The sequence below is a fragment of the Rhodanobacter sp. A1T4 genome, assembly GCF_014207185.1.
Classification (GTDB): Bacteria; Pseudomonadota; Gammaproteobacteria; order Xanthomonadales; family Rhodanobacteraceae; genus Rhodanobacter.
In genome coordinates, this window is sequence record NZ_JACHCP010000003.1 from 492,516 (window position 1) to 507,905 (window position 15,390).

The 15,390-nt window shown below is 58.8% G+C and carries 12 protein-coding genes; 4 read left to right on the forward strand and 8 right to left on the reverse strand.

The window, feature by feature from the left end:
* Nucleotides 1–66 precede the first annotated feature (66 nt).
* Genes HDE80_RS08460 through HDE80_RS08490 form a run of 7 tightly spaced genes read right to left on the reverse strand, consistent with a single transcriptional unit; the run spans nt 67 to nt 10,161 of the window.
* Nucleotides 67–1,269, reverse strand: coding sequence for a type III PLP-dependent enzyme (locus tag HDE80_RS08460; protein WP_184669835.1), 1,203 nt, complete (start codon nt 1,267–1,269; stop codon nt 67–69).
* Nucleotides 1,266–3,023, reverse strand: a complete 1,758-nt coding sequence (locus tag HDE80_RS08465; RefSeq protein ID WP_184669837.1) for an IucA/IucC family protein — start codon at nt 3,021–3,023, stop codon at nt 1,266–1,268. Before HDE80_RS08465 ends, HDE80_RS08460 begins: the two co-directional genes overlap by 4 nt.
* Nucleotides 3,001–4,182 carry an MFS transporter gene (locus HDE80_RS08470; protein WP_184669965.1) on the reverse strand — a complete coding sequence of 394 codons (1,182 nt, stop codon included), beginning with the start codon at nt 4,180–4,182 and terminating at the stop codon, nt 3,001–3,003. The genes HDE80_RS08465 and HDE80_RS08470 overlap by 23 nt, the downstream gene beginning before the upstream one ends.
* Nucleotides 4,179–5,996, reverse strand: coding sequence for an IucA/IucC family protein (locus HDE80_RS08475; protein ID WP_184669839.1), 1,818 nt, complete (start codon nt 5,994–5,996; stop codon nt 4,179–4,181). Before HDE80_RS08475 ends, HDE80_RS08470 begins: the two co-directional genes overlap by 4 nt.
* Entirely contained in the window at nt 5,993–7,240 is a 1,248-nt protein-coding gene (locus HDE80_RS08480) for a siderophore biosynthesis protein PvsA (protein WP_184669841.1), read from the reverse strand. Before HDE80_RS08480 ends, HDE80_RS08475 begins: the two co-directional genes overlap by 4 nt.
* A 28-nt stretch (nt 7,241–7,268) precedes the next feature.
* Nucleotides 7,269–9,389 (reverse strand): TonB-dependent siderophore receptor, encoded by a 2,121-nt coding sequence (locus HDE80_RS08485; RefSeq protein ID WP_184669843.1) that lies wholly within the window; start codon nt 9,387–9,389, stop codon nt 7,269–7,271.
* Between the two features lie 43 nt (nt 9,390–9,432).
* Nucleotides 9,433–10,161, reverse strand: a complete 729-nt coding sequence (locus HDE80_RS08490; protein WP_184669845.1) for an aldolase/citrate lyase family protein — start codon at nt 10,159–10,161, stop codon at nt 9,433–9,435.
* Between the two features lie 556 nt (nt 10,162–10,717).
* Between HDE80_RS08490 and HDE80_RS08495 the strand changes: the two genes are divergently transcribed.
* The 3 genes from HDE80_RS08495 (at nt 10,718) to HDE80_RS08505 (ending at nt 13,400) form a co-directional block, all read left to right on the forward strand.
* Nucleotides 10,718–11,275 carry a TetR/AcrR family transcriptional regulator gene (locus tag HDE80_RS08495; RefSeq protein WP_221437476.1) on the forward strand — a complete coding sequence of 186 codons (558 nt, stop codon included), beginning with the start codon at nt 10,718–10,720 and terminating at the stop codon, nt 11,273–11,275.
* Between the two features lie 79 nt (nt 11,276–11,354).
* Nucleotides 11,355–12,341, forward strand: coding sequence for an alpha/beta hydrolase (locus tag HDE80_RS08500; RefSeq protein ID WP_184669846.1), 987 nt, complete (start codon nt 11,355–11,357; stop codon nt 12,339–12,341).
* A 189-nt stretch (nt 12,342–12,530) separates the two neighbouring features.
* Entirely contained in the window at nt 12,531–13,400 is an 870-nt protein-coding gene (locus tag HDE80_RS08505; protein WP_184669848.1) for a hypothetical protein, read from the forward strand.
* Nucleotides 13,401–13,587: 187 nt separating this feature from the next.
* On the opposite strand, the gene HDE80_RS08510 is transcribed toward HDE80_RS08505, so the two are convergent.
* A complete protein-coding gene (locus HDE80_RS08510) occupies nt 13,588–14,508 on the reverse strand; it encodes a LysR substrate-binding domain-containing protein (protein ID WP_184669850.1) in 921 nt (306 codons plus the stop codon).
* 128 nt (nt 14,509–14,636) lie between these two features.
* Between HDE80_RS08510 and HDE80_RS08515 the strand changes: the two genes are divergently transcribed.
* Nucleotides 14,637–15,368, forward strand: a complete 732-nt coding sequence (locus tag HDE80_RS08515) for an isochorismatase family protein (RefSeq protein WP_184669852.1) — start codon at nt 14,637–14,639, stop codon at nt 15,366–15,368.
* The last annotated feature ends 22 nt before the right edge of the window (nt 15,369–15,390 follow it).

Below are 15,390 nucleotides of genomic sequence, written 5' to 3' on the forward strand. Positions count from 1 at the left end.
TGACCAATCAAACTGCCAAAAAAATCTGGAGTAGATCAAAATATCCGCGTTAATGGGGCAGAACCTTCAGGCTGCTTTTTCCGCCGCGAGAAAGACCATGCGCGGCGGCGGGTGCATGAGAAACTGTTGGTGCGAGATGTTCCATGCATAGGCACCGGCCAGCGGAAATACCACGCGATCTCCGGGTGCCAGCGCTTGCACCGGCTGCAAGCGTGCGAGTACATCCTTGGGCGTGCATAGCTGTCCGACCACGGTGACGTGCTGATGCTCGATCGTCGGGGTGGCCGCGCCGCGCAGCACGAAGAACGGATGGTCATGACCCTGCGCTGGTGGCGTGCGGAAATGGTGGGTGCCGCCGCGAGCAATGGCAAACCATTCGCCGTGATTGCGTTTGATGTCCAGTACTTCCATGACGTAGTAGCCACAGGCAGCCGTGACGTAGCGGCCCGGCTCGAAACGCAGTATGGGATCGTTATCACGTCCAGCCAGCAGCTGCCGCAAGCCGTCGCAGAAACGCAGCCAGTTGAACGAGCGGACTGGATCGGCATAGTCGACGCCGAAGCCGCCGCCAGCATTGAGTACCTGCACCTCGACCGCGTGCTCGCGGCGCCAGCGTGCCACGATGTCGAGATAGGCGCGCACGAGTTGCAGCTGCATACCGGCATCCAGCTGGTGCGACATCAGGTGAAAATGAAAACCCTCCAGGTGCAGCCACGGGCTTTGCCGAAGACACGCCAACGCCTGTGGCAAGGTGTCCTCTTCCATCCCGAAGGGCGTGGGTTTTCCGCCCATCATCAGACGTGTATCGGCGATGCCGGGTACCACCATATTCATGCGAAGGTATATCGACACGCGTTTGCCCACCCCAGCGGCGATGCGTGCCAGCCGTTCCAGTTCGCCGAGGCTTTCCACGTGAAGACTGCAATCGGGCAGCGCGACTGCCAGTGCCAATTCGCTGTCAAGCTTGCCCGGACCACCGAACAGCAGCGGTGAAGTGGCCTGCTGTTGATGCAGCCAGCGTAGCTCGCCACCGGAGGCCACTTCGAAACCATCCACCAGTGGCGCCAAGGTATCCAGTACAGCAGGCTCGGCATTTGCCTTCACGGCGTAGTACAGCTGGCACCGTGGCGGCAGCGCGTCACGCATCGACTGCGCGTGGCGTCGCAGGTTCTCCAAATCGTATATGTAGGCACAGATCGGCTCGTCACCATCGTGGCCCAACCCGGCGATCGTTTCGCGGACGCGGCGGGATTCGATATCCAGACTCATGCGGCCACTCGTGCCGCGCCGCGTCGGCGGATCGGATTGGGCAGGTCGGTGTAGTCGGCATCGCGGTCGGCACGCTGGAACAAGCGCGTGCGCAGGTTGTTTTTGCTCGGCAGGGTTTCCCCGTTGAGAAGTCCGCGCAATAGTGGTTGCTCGCCGTGAACACGCTGCCAGTCTTCGGCGATTCGCGCCACGCACTGCCATAGCCGTGCTTCCAAAATCTCGTCGCCATCGGCGAGATGGAACATCGCCTCGGCGAGGTTGTTTACAAGGGCACAGTAGCTGATGCGCTTCCAGCCAAGCGCACGTGGATAGTGTACGGACTCGCGCGCATGCGCGGACAGCTGCGTGAGTCGGTTAGCCGGCCACTGCTCGGCAACCAGTTTGGTGCCTTCCAGATCACGTATCCAGACTCTTGTCGGAAGGCCACGATCGAAGCCGATCAAGGTGTTCTGCAGATGGGGTTCCAGCACCGTACCGTGTTTGAAGAAAGCGAGCCAGACGCCGTCCAGCAACAACCGCGCATAGGCTTCGAACCAGTTCTCGACGACGTGCGCATAGCTGCCAAGGCTTTGCGCCTGACGCTGCAGCAGGCGGCGACAAATGCTGTCGCCGTTGCGATCACGAGCGAACAATGAGCCGGCCATCTGCGGCCGGTAGCGCTCGCGCAGCAGTGCGGGAAAATTGTCGCGGTAAAGGATACCGAAGCTCTCGCCAAGCTCTCGCTCCGCTTCCGGACTATCACCGAAGGCGCTGAAATCCAGCGTCGTGGCGGCCGGCTCGGGCAGCACGTCGAAACCTGGCACGCGGTGGCGTACGTCTTCCCATACCGGCGCCAACAGCGAGGTCAACGCCACTGCACTCTCCAGTTCGTACCAAGCGTTCTTGCGTACGCAGTTGGTCAGCCGCACGTGGATGGAAAGCTTGAGAAAGTAATCCAGCTGCGGGTGATACAGCGTACGCACCGACGAGGTCGGCCACATGGCGGTGCCGCGTGGCCCCAAGGGTTCGATCCAACCAACTGCACGGGCTTTGCGGAACAGGGGATTTTCCAATACACGGGTTGCCTCCCACGGGTGGCATGGGTAGCAATGTTCATCGCCTGCCAGTTGGCTCAGGCTGGCACGCACGTCGGTGCCGCGTTGATGCAGCAGGCGTGGATCGATGCGAAACCAGAACAGCGAAAACAAAGTGCGCGCTTCCGGCGAACAAGCCAACACTTGTTCGATATCGACACCTTCGCGGCTTTTGGGGGTGGGATGTAATGCATGCCCCCACGGCATGCCTTGCTCGGCATCGAGCAGCACATCGCCGGTTTCCTGAGTTTGTGCGGCGTGTTTCAGCAGGCGACGGGTAATCTCCACGCTGTTCGTGCTCTGCGCCAGCAGCGCGTGGTTGAAGCCGCATTCGGGTGCCAGCCGGTCGAGCAGAAAATGCACCAGCGCTGTCGCATCGGCGCAACGCCAGGGTTCACCCGGCACTTTGAGATATGGCGCGCCCAGATATTCGGCGCGGCCGAGTCGGCTTATCCGTGTTGCCTGCACGAGCAACCGGTAGCCGGGTTGAGCAAAACGGATCGCGATCAGCCGGCCGACATCGCGTCTGAGGCTCATCGGACGGTCGTTGCCGCGATAGTCCAGTTCCGCTTCATTGCGTGGCAACGCAAACTCGCGCAGATAACAATTCAACCAGCAGGCAATCGCCTGCGCTTGGGCCTGGCCGTCGTACCACTGTTCAAGCATCGCCTGCTGCAACATAGGGCTGTCTCTGTTTGCCGGAATAGAAAACCAGGGTGGCAGCGGTCAACGCGATGGCGCCAGCCAAAGCAGCCGCGAAGAAGGGCATAGCCAGTCCGTAACGATGAACCAGTGCGCCGGCGACAATGCCGCCCAGCGCACCGGCCCATTTGCCGCAAGAGTCGAACAGGCCGAACAGACGACCGGCCGGTGCATTTGCCGCGCAGTGGCTGAGCGCACGATTCAAGCCGCAGATTGCCAGGGTCATACCCACACCATAAAACACCCGTACGGGGGCCAGCAGAGCGGTATGCGTCAACATGGCCTGCATCAGGCTGGTGCAAGCGAGCAAGCCCAGCCCAAGCAGTAGCAGCCGTTGCGGCATCAATGAGTTGGAACGCTGCCACGGCAGAATCAGCAAGTAGACCAAGTGGGGGAGGCTGTAAATCAGGCCGGCCATGCTGTCGCTGGTAATCCCCAGGTTTCTGCAATACAGGATGAAGTAGGGAAAGGTGACGACGACCGCGAAGTAATAGAGAAACTGCACCGTCAGCAGCCCCCACAGTTCGCGATGGATGCTGTTCGCGGATTGCGCCATGGACCTGCCAGGCGAATGCTGCGTGTGGGTTTCCACTGTATCGGGCGGAAGCCTGGAGGTGATCACTAGCCCCAGCAGCGGCAGCAGCGATAAATATCCATACAGGCTTTGCGCTAGGCCGCGGTCAATCGCCACGCCGAGCAGGATCGGCGCAGTCAACATCGCCAGGCGTGCAGAGAATTGGGTCCAGTCCAGTGCCCTGGCTAATGCGGGTCCTTTCGATTGCGTGGAGAGATACGCATTGGCCGCGGCGAGTGAACCGCCACAGCTGCCCTGGATGATCAAGGCGACGACAAATACCATCAGGTTCGGTGCACAGCCTGCGAGCATAAAGCCGAATGCCAGCCCCACTTGGGCGCGCATCAACGACAGCTTGCGCCCGTATCGGTCGGCCAGCCGGCCCCAGCCGGTGGCGGTGAGGGCGGTGCAGATGGTCGGCAACACATACAGTGTTCCAGCCAGCCAGTCAGGTGTGCCTGGTGCCAGTTGCGCCAATACGCTGGGCATGAAAACAGGCATGCCCAGCGCGGTGAACGCGGCCAGATAGTGGGCTGTGAGGACAGCGCCAAGTACGCGCATCAGCCAAAGTCTCCGGCGTGTTGAGCGAGGTTGCTGTGTGCAATCGTTGTGTGCGTACCCTCAGGTGCCAACATGAAGTTGGGTGCACTCGTGCCATAAAATTTCTGGATGTCGGTGGCGCCCGTGGTCTGCTTGCTGAGCAGGCTGCCTGCACTCAACAGATACTTCACTGGCAATTTCGGCGCACTGAGCAGCGTGTGTGCCGGGCCGGTATCCACGCCTTGCTGTTGCAGATTCTGCAATGTCTGGGTCAAGCTCTGACGCAGTGCGTCGTACATCGTGCCGCGCAAGGGTTCGTCGTCGGCAGCCAGACCTTCCAGCACCGCGAGTAGATTCAGTTGCAGGGTGATCGTGCAGAACATCTGCCCGAGTGCGGTTTCTTCCTGCACCAGGATGCGTTCGTTGTGCAGCGGACCGAAGCCATCCAGATCAGGCAGCTGGGTTCGCAGGCGCGGAGCCCATACGCGACCGGCATCGTTGTCCTTCATCAGCAGGCGTAATGGCGAGCCAGTGCGGTAGATCAAAACGGCGTTTTGCTGGTTGGCTTCCAGTGCGATGCCATAGACCAGCCACAGGCGCAAATGTATGTTGCACAGAAGATCGAGGTATTCGCGCCACCAGGCGAGTGTGTCGCCATCGTGATAGCGATCGACCAGATGCGCGGCCAATGCTCGTCCATCGGGCATCGTTCCACATAGTGCAGCTACTGGTATCAAGCAGTCTTGCTCGATCGAGGTTGGATAGACGCGCACAAGGTAGGACAGGTGCTTGCTATCGGCAGCGTGTCCATAATGGCTTTCGTCGACATGCAGATAGCGATCGCGTAAATGGACATCGCGGCTGCCGATGTCGGTGAGCACACGTTGAAACCAGAGTCCGTCGTACAGCGACGAGGGTTTCATCATGCGCAGGCTCAATGCGCCCAGCGTATACATCAATAGCGGTAGCTTCAGATGATGGCGCGGGTGCTCGATCGGGATTACCGTGCGTACCGACAGCGTAGGGCGCACGCGCAGGTAGGTTTTGGGTGAGCACAAACTACCCGCAGGCAATGCCAGTTCGTGTAGGCGTGACCATGTCATTGGATGTACCGGCCATGCGACGTGTGTGTCGTCCAGCGATGGATCGAGGCCCAGGTCGTCCATCCGCGGCCAGAATGCCGGCGCGTATGTAGAGACAGTGATTTGCTCGCGTGGAACGGCCAGCCAGTGCAACTCGAACGAGGGATTGAATTCGGGGGCGTAGGCGCGCATGGCCGTTTCGTCAAGACCGGTCTTGGCGCGGGCGGTAGGGTAGAACGGATGGTCGCGGTAGCTGGCGACCTGATCGGCACGCAACAAGCGCTCACCCCATTCGGGATGGTCTAGGACCTGAGCAAGATGACGGGCATGATGCTGGTAAGCCTCGCGCGCCAGTGCACGATGGTCGGCGGCAAGTATCGCTTCGTCGACGTAGCGGCGATGAAGCGCCTGTGTTTCCTCGTCCAGTCCTTCAGCCAGCAGGGTCAGCCATCGCTCGGCGCCATATTCAAGTTGTGCGTCTTGTGCGGTCTGTCTTATCCACGCATCGCCGAGTGCGTTGACCGGCTGCATGTAATCACTCTGGCGGATCGGCAACCAGAGGATGCCTCCAGGCCAGTGCGCGATCCGCCACCATGCAGGAGGCTCGCTGCGAGTTCTCCATGCGTGTTTTACCAGCGGCGGCGCTATCGTTTCACGGCCTGTGCTGACGATGCCTCGAAGATTTTCGCGCAGACAGCAATCGATGATGCGCTGGGTGATATAGGCGTGATCCGCATCGCGGTCGAGCCAGATCATGCCGGTTGCTCCAGCGCTGGGAAGGCTATCGATTGGATCTGCCAATGCAGCTGCGACTCGATCTTTGCGACGGTCTGGACCAGGCTGTCGTGATTGTCGGCGACGACACTGAGTACACCCAGATAGTCCTTGTTGGAGTGGCTGAGGCGAATGACTTCGCCTTTCTGGCGTAGGCATCGATAAACTGCATGCGCCTGATCGGTTCGTTCGATATGCGGATCGCTGGTCTCGATCAGTCGTCCTTCCTGCTCAGCCACATAGAAACGCAACATCGCCTGCCGCGCGGTTGCCAGCTCCTGGTGGATTTCTTCCTGGTCGAGTTTCTGACCAAGGTGCAGTCGCAAGATCCATTCGAACCAGAGGCCGCCAAACATGCGATCGAGCATGAATTCGCAACCATCGCCGATGCTGCGATAGTTGATTTCGACTAGCACGGGACCCTGCGCAGTCAACGCGAATTCGCTGTGACAGACGCCAAAATTGATACCGAGCGCCACTACTTGCGCCAATGCCTGCTGGCGATAAAGCAGGATATTCGGACCGTTCCAGACCGACTCCAATTCGATGAAGTGCGGCGGTACGGATAAACGAGTATCAAAGCCGCCAACAGCGCAGATGTGTCGGCCATCGCCCAGCGTTTCGAGGCTGAACAAAGGGCCGTCCAGAAAACCTTCGAGCAGTATCGTGCGATGCGGATGCTGATTCCAGAAAGCGCGGCTGTATGCCTGCAACTCCGCTGGCGAAGCACAAAGCTGGACATCAAGTCCGGCGACGCCTTCGCGCGGTTTTACGATCAACGGATAATGCAGATCGATTGGTAGCTCTTGTCCTTCCACCAGCGCATGGAACCAGGGTGTCGGCAGATCAAGCTCGCGCAATCGTCCGCGCATCGCGGCCTTGTTCTTGGCGGCATAGCACACGCGCCAGTCCTTGCCGGGCAGGCCGAAAGCCTGCGCGACGAGGGCGGTAGATGTTTGCAGATGATCACTGTTGGAGAACACTGCGGCTGGGCGGATGCCCGCATCATGCAATACGTCGATCACGCCTAGCGGACTGAACACGTCGCATTCGATGATTCGCTGCGGTGCATAAGCCGGTTCGCGACTGAAATACTCCAGATGATCGAGCCGGTGATCGGTCAACAGCACGACAGGTAGGCCCAAGCGCTGCGCGGCGGGCAGAAAACCTTCGGTGATCGCGGCATGGCGGATATGGGTAAGGATGACCAGGGGCGAGACATTCATGTTCTGAGGATCGCTTGGGAAAGGGAGATCAAAAAGTCAGCTCGGCTCCGGCGGTGAACGTGCGCTCGGGCCCTGGCTCACGGCCCCACGGGCTGGTGTCGATGCCTCGGAACCAATAGTGCTTGTTGAAAATGTTGTTCATCGCCAGCGTGCCCTTGAGCACACTGCTGCCCTTGCGCAACAGAACGCGGGTGAGCTGGGCATTCCAGATCCAATAAGCCGGCAGTTGGCCGACAGAGGCGATCGCGTTTTCCTGACGAGTGTTGGCTGCGTCGGTGTAGGCCTTGCTGAAGTAGTAGCTGTTCAACGCGATGTTGGTATCGCCCAGTGTGTAGTTCGCACCCAAGTTGAACTGGTTGCGCGAGGTGAAAGGCACTCTTTTGCCTTCGTACTGCCCCGATTCCTGGCTGGCATCCAGGTATGCATAGCCGGCGTCGAGTTTGAGTTGGCGCAGCCACGCCGGGTTCCAGTCCAGTTGTACTTCGGCGCCCTGGTTGCGGGTCTTGCCGATGTTGTAATAGCTGGCGGTGGTGCTGTTGTACTGGATCTGTTTGTCGAAGTTGATTCGATAGAGGTCGAAGTTGACGTTCACGCCTTCGTTGGGGTGGTAGCGCGCACCGACTTCGTAGTTCCAGGCCAGTTCCGAATCGAGATTGTTGCCGTAGACGATCTGCGTAACCTGCGGCGCGCGCAACGAGCGCTGGGCGTCGGTATAGACGTACCACTGTGAGCTGGCCTGATAGCCGACGGTAAGCCCTGGCAACAGGTTGCGGATATTGTTCTGGTACTGGTTGACGTTGATCAGATCGCGAAAATTCGAATCCAGGTGCTCATAGCGCAGGCCTGGTGTAACGACCAGTTGGTCGTCATAGAAGCCGACGGCATCGCTCAAATAAGCGCTCCAGGCGTGGTTCTTGAATTGCCAGTCGCGGAACAGCGAATAGCTGCCGTCGACCAGACTGGTGGCATCGGCGAGATAACCGATGCTCTCGCTCTCCGCGCGTGCGCCGAGTGCCCATTGCTGACTCACGCCACCAGACTCCATATGCAGATTGAGTTGTGGCTGGGTCCCGTAAACACTGAAAGTACGAGGGCCGCCGTTATCCAATTGCGGCGGCAGGTTGGACAGCCACGTTTGCGCCGATGAGATACGCGTGCCGAATTCGAAGTTGCGATCACTTCGCCAGTCGAAGCTTGTCCAGGAAAACTGCGATTGATCGAACGGGCCCCAGGCACCGAGATCCTGCTGATAGGTCAGTGAGCTGCGCGTGGTACGGCCGTCGAAGGCGTCGAGCGGGCGGGTCGCCTGGCGCGGGTTCTGCTGATAGTCCGCCACTGACAAAGCACCGGCCAGATCCATGTCGGCGACATAACGTTCCACGCTGGCTTTCAGCAGCTTGTCGTCGGCAAGCCACCATTCCGCACGCAGACGTACATTCTTTACATCGGTGTCGCTGTGATCGCGCCAGTACTCGCCCTTGAGCGAATCGGCGTCGAGCTGCAAGCCAAAGTTTGGAGTGAGATAGCCGCCGGTGCTGAGCGACGTGTCGCGCAAAAAGTGGCCGGCACCGCCGGCGGTAATTTTCTCGCCCAGCGTGGTGGTCCATTTTTCCGGAATCGGTTTGCTGACCAGGTTGATCACTCCACCGACGTTGTTGGGCCCGTACTGCACTGCTGCGCCACCCCGTACGATATCGATGCGCTCGATCTGATTGAAGGTGACCGGGAACAGCGAGAGACTGGTCTGGCCGTAGGGCGCTAGCGACAGCGGAATACCATCCTCAAGCAGTTGTACGCGACCGCTGCGGCTTTCGTAGAGGCCGCGCAACATGATTTGCGGCAGCACACCGGTACCGGTCTCGTCGAAGATCTTTATCCCCGGCACGTGCTGCAAAGCGTCGTCCAGCGAGCGGTAACCGCTGTTGACCAACTCATCGTGGCCGATGACTTGGCGACTGCCCGCATAGTGGCTCACTGCGGTTTTGCTGGAATCGCCCAGCAAGGTTCCGGTTACCGTCACGGTATCGAGCTTGTGTACCTTCGGATCGTCCCGTGTCTCGTCGGTGCTATCTGCCGCAAGCAAGGGGCCTGCGATCAGTGTGCAACCGATCGCGATACCGAGCAAACGGGCGCGGGGCAGGTCTCTCATGGATTTGATACCTTGGTGTTAGTTGAAAGGTGGTAGTGATCGATCAGGCTTCACGTAGAGCGAGCTGGCGCGTCCTCAAGGCGGTTTGCAGCAGCCCACGGTCTTCGCCAGCGAATAGCCAGTGGAGGTTTTGTCCGAGCCAGTGGTCACGCTGTTCGTCATTACGTGGGTTGGCGCAGAAGGGAATGTCGGCGAGACGGCAGTGTTCGGCCATTTGCTGCAGTCGTGCCCAGACGTCTGGATGCTGCGGATGCGGCCCCAGCCCCAGATCGAGGGCCAGGTCAAACGCGCCTTCCATGATTAGCGAGACGCCGGCCACGGTGAGGATTTCAGGCAGCGCATCTAGGCCAGCGGCGCTTTCAATCATCGGTACGATGCGGATCTCATGACGGGTACGCTCGATGTATTCGGCCATCGGAATCTTGCCGAAGCCCGTGACTCGCCCGCCGGTGATGCCGCGTCGGCCCCACGGCGGAAAATGTGCGGCACCTACGGCACGTCGCGCTTGTTCGGCGGTCTCCAGGCGCGGAATCACGATGCCTTTGGCGCCAGCGTCGAGTACGCGCCCAATCAGCTTTTCATCGACCTCCGGTACCCGCACCCATGGCTCGCAACCACCCAGCTCGCAAGCACGGATCCCATGCTGAAGCTGGTCCGGCGAGACCAGCAGATGTTCCAGATCAAGCACCACGAAGTCGTAACCGGCGTGGCCGATCATTTCGCAAAGCAGAGGCGCGGGCAGTGAATTGAGCAGCCCGATGGAGCGACGCATAAAAGGTATCCATGGGAGTGACGGAATGCGGTGCACCTTACATATAATGAGAATCATTATCAATAAGAATGTTCGTCTTTTGTGCATTCGGTCATATGAGTCAATCGCTACCTAGTCGATCCGGTAAACACCGATGCGCAGCGGCAGTACAAACGAAAAAGCCCACTTGATGAAGTGGGCTAAATCATTGATATACATGTGGCTTAGGAGGAGATCAAACCGTTGGAACGGGAATTTTCAATCCTCTCCTCAACGTGTTGGATCAACGGGATCGAGTAACCACGCCGCAGGGTAATTAGCATCGATAAGGACAGTGATGGCAGGCAAGAGCTGATTTACCACGGATCAGATCATCGAGGTGCTTCTTTGCCGCATTGCTTCAGTGTCTGTGCCGTATGACGCATTACGAGTATTTGTCTAGACGGTGATTCGCGTCTACTGGCGTCAGTCCGCACTTGATTTGGAAATGATTGTTTTCTATTATCCGGCGATGCGACCCGTACCAATTGCATCAGCACCGCGCTCGCGAGGCCCTGGCCGACCGCGTGAGTTCGACATGGACGATGCGCTGGACAAGGCTATTCGGGTTTTTCGTGAAAGCGGTTATCACGCAACGTCGATCGAGAGTCTTGCTACCGGCATGGGACTGGCGTCGGGAAGTATCTACAAGGCGTTCAAGGATAAGCGCGAGGTCTTCATTGCAGCTCTGGATCGCTACATCATGTTGCGCAATCAGCAAGTGCGAGCAGTGGCCGATACCGGCAAGTCCGGTCTGCGTCGGTTGCGCGACGTGCTAACTTTCTATGTGGCATCGTCACAAGGTGCAGAAGGACAACGTGGCTGTCTGGTGGTAGGCACCGCTACACAACTCGCTACGTTTGACGGTGAAATTGCCAAACGCGTTAGTACCGTGTTGAAAAGTAATCATGCCTTTCTGACAACACTGATTGTGCGAGGCCAGGCAGATGGCTCTATCCGTCAGGATCTGAATGCGTCTGCCACGGCGGGCCTGATGGTCTGCATGACGCAGGGTATGCGCGTTGTCGGGAAGACCGGTAGCACCATTGTCAAATCATCCAGCCTTGTGAATTTGGCCCTGAAATTGGTGAGTTGATTTTATTTTCCTAATTAGGAAATAAATAGTTCCTAATTAGATATGGCCCCTTGCGATATAGACAAAACGAGGTCTCGTCATGAATGTCATTCAAGATCGCGATGCATCTAGGGCTCAGCCTGCCAACCTGCCAGGTTTTCCACTGCATTTCATCGACATTGACGGCGTGCGTGTGGCTTACCGGTTGGGCGGTCATCCAGATGGGTTGCCGGTGTTGCTCTGGCACGGTTTTCTTGGCAGTAGTTGGACGTGGCGCAAGGTAGCACCGCTGCTCGCCGCACAAGGGTGTGCTGTGTTGATACCGGACATGCTCGGATATGGCGATAGCGACAAACCAACTGAAGACGAACGCTACGACGCCCGCGCACTTGCAGGTCTCTATCGAGCACTGGTCAACAAGACCGGATTCGGTGCCGGTCGCCCACTGTTCGTTGTCGCGCATGACATGGGTGCCACTTCCGCGTTGTTGTGGGCGGCGGATCATCCGGATGATCTCGCCGCGCTGGCCTATCTGGAAGAGCCGGTATTGCTGCCCGATTTACTTAGCGAGGCCATCCGTTACACGCCACCAACCACGCAATGTGGCGGTTTATGGTGGTGGATGATGGCCTTGGCGCCAGGCATGGCCGAGCTGCTTATCAGCGGACACGAGCGCGAGTTTCTCAACTGGAACTTCCAGCGCAACACGTTCGACACGACGGCGATCCAGCCCGCAGCTGTCGATGAATATGTGCGCAGCTTGGCGGGGCCTGGTGGTGTTCAAGGCGCATTCGGTATCTACCGCGCTATCCCACGAAGCGTTGAGCAAACGGCACCCCTGGCCAACGACAAAATCAAAGTACCCGTACTGGCCTTGGGGGGACGTAACAGCAAAGCCGAAAGCGTTGGCGAGATGGTGCGTCGTGTTGCTGCGCATGTGGAAAGTGGTGTGCTCGAAGACTGCGGCCACTTCATGCCGGAAGAACAGCCGGAAGCATTGGTGCAGCGACTGCTGCAGTTTCTTGATTGCCACCTGCCCGGGATCAGGATTGTCTCCGATAACCCTCCCTTATCGTCGCTACGTTGATGGGATTAGTGCGGAAGTTTGGGGGCAAGAAAGTATCTACGATAGAAATCCATATGAATTCGATACGCGCCTTTTGCGCACAAGTCGGTCTTCGTGCACTCTTGGCTGCGGGGATGCGACGGGGCTGATCCGCCACGCTCGGTTTCGATTTCTTCGGAAGAGCGCCCTCGATCACTGGACGGTTTAGCAATGTCTGTTTCTAATATTCGTCTTGCGGTTGCCACGTCAGTGATCGTTCCGGGCGTCCATCCGGACGATAACCACCTCATGGCCTCGCTCCGGCGCCTCAGCATCGAACCCACCGCCTGCATTTGGAACGATCCCCGTGTGGATTGGGCGGCATTCGACGCCGTGTTGATACGTTCGACCTGGGATTATTTCAAGCACTATCCAGCCTTTAGACAATGGTTGGACCAGCTACCCATTCCGACGATCAACAACAAAGACCTGCTGCGCTGGAATAGCGACAAGAGTTATCTGCTCGACCTGGCAGAGCAGGGGGTCGATATCATTCCAACGCTGATCACACCCGCGAAGAAATTGCAGCAGACGTTGGCCACGATGCCCGCGCGCGAGGTCGTAATTAAACCGACGATCAGCGGCACGGCCTGGCATACAGCGCGCGGTGTGGTTGGCGAAACAGAGTTCAATCGCGTCATCGCACAACTGCCGTTGGAATTCGACTATCTGGTTCAACCTTACGTGCCAGAAGTTGTCAGCGATGGCGAGTGGTCTCTGCTATTTTTCGATGGTGAGTACAGTCACGCGGTGATCAAGCAACCGGCGATGGGCGATTACCGTGTGCAATCCGATTTCGGTGGCACTGCAAACCCCATCGAGCCTGATGCGTCGCTTATCGCCAGCGCAAAACGTGCTCTGGTTGCTGCGGCGGCGATTGGCCACGCCGACATTGCCTATGCACGGGTGGACGGCGTAATTTCCAGGGGGAGTTTTCTGCTGATGGAGTTGGAAATGATCGAGCCCTTTCTGCATCTCAAGGCCTGTCCTGAGGCAGCGGAACGCTTTGCCAGCAATCTATGGAAGCGACTGGCTGTCTGACTCCCAGCCGGGCAGTGTGTTTGCTCCTGGTAGCCAACGTCACCTCGGCGAACCCACCATTGGCGCTTGAGACGTAACCGTCTATTTGGTGCACACCGATTGAGACTTGGCGTGGTTGCGATGCCGGAACGAAGCGCGACCTTCTGGACTGCAGATGGGTTTAAAACGCCCACATTCTTTTGAATCCTCACACCTCACCGCGCAAAACCTTGGCAAGCCGCGGTATGGAAAATTCCAGAAAGAGACGTGTCGCCAAGGCGATACCGCGCCGCGCGGGCTGTATCGCGTATATCTGCGCAGCATCCGATAGCCAGCTGGCTTGGCTATCGAAGGCATCGATCAGCTGCCCTGTCGCCAGCGCATCTCTGCACAGGTAACGAGGCAAGCACGCCGCCCCCATGCCTGCGATAGCGGCGGCTTGCAATACGCTGATGTTTCCGCTGCTTAGACGCGGCGTGTAGTGGAGCGTGTGCACATTCCTCCCGCCTTGGGAAAATTGCAGACTCTTGACGCCATCGTGCGTCGCGTGGGCGAGCAGGCCCAGTTCAAGCAACTGATCGGGATGCTGCAGCCTATCCTGCGATGCCAGCAGCGTCGGGTTGACCACTACCATCATCGGGACATCACCGATCAATCGCGCCACCATGCTCGAGTCGTCAAGCGGCGCGCCTTGTGCGCGAAACGCAAGCTCGAATCCTTCGCCGATCAGATCAGTTTTCCGATCGCTGGCATCGATCAACACATGCAATTGCGGATGCAGCCGGCAAAATTCAGCGACCACGGTCGTCAGTGCCGCCGCTGCGAACGGTGCCGGGCAGGTGAGACGCAAGGCGCCGCGCGGCTCTCCATTCCACTCAGCGGCGACATTGAATGCAGCACGCGCCTGCTCAGATACCGTCCGTGCATGGCCGTAGACCTGCTCGCCGGCCGGGGTCATCGAAACACGCCGTGTATTGCGCTGGAGCAGGCGCACGCTCATCCGTTGTTCCAATTCGGCGATACGCCGGCTCAGCTTGGATCGCTGCATGCCCAGGCTACGCGCCGCTGCCGCGAAACCTGCATGCTCGACTACTTCCGCAAACAAGACGAGGTCATCGAGTCTTTCCATACATTCTGTCCTGAGATGTATTTACCAAAATTGTCCTGATTTACAGGACATAGCATGGCTGTTCTTGCCAGTTCACGCCATTAACGGCGACAGATAGTGTGCCGTCACCTAATCCGAGGAGACGCTCCATGAACCGCCTGACATCCCGCCTGATCCTGTCGATTCCCCTGTTGGCCCTTGTTGGCATCGCCCTGAACCAGCCGGCTGTGGCGCTAGAGTCCAGCTCCACCACGCTGATGACATCCGCGCCCAGCCGCTACACACAGCGTCTGACACCCGACAACTCAGTCATCCTGCTGGTGGATCACCAACCGGGACTGATCTATGGCGTCAGGGATATCGATTCGATGCAACTGGTACGCAACGTCGTGGCCCTGGCCCGCGGCGCCAAGGCACTCGGCGTGCCGGTCGTGGTGACCATGGTCACCGGTGGCCCGTTCGGCGACACCATTCCCGAGTTGACCGATGCACTGCCCAATGACAAGCCAATCATCCGCAGCACGGTCAGCGCGTGGGACGACCCACGCGTGGTGGATGCCATCAGGCGCACGGGCCGCAAGAACCTCATCATTGCCGGCGTATCCACGGATGTCTGTGCCACATTCCCCGCCTTGGGCGCGCTGGCGGATGGTTATAACGTCTACGTCGACATGGATGCCTCAGGCACCTGGAGTCCTAGCCTGCAGAACATCACGCTGGCCCGCCTGACCCAGGCCGGCGTCATTCCGGTCAACACGTCGGCCGTGCTGGTCGACATGCTGAAGGACAACCATTCCGCGAAAGCGGGCGCCGTGTACGGCGCACTGGATCCATCCATGCCGGTTTCGCACTTCATGGGTCAGGCCATGCAAGGCAAGTGAGCGACCAGAGCGGAATCGCCGC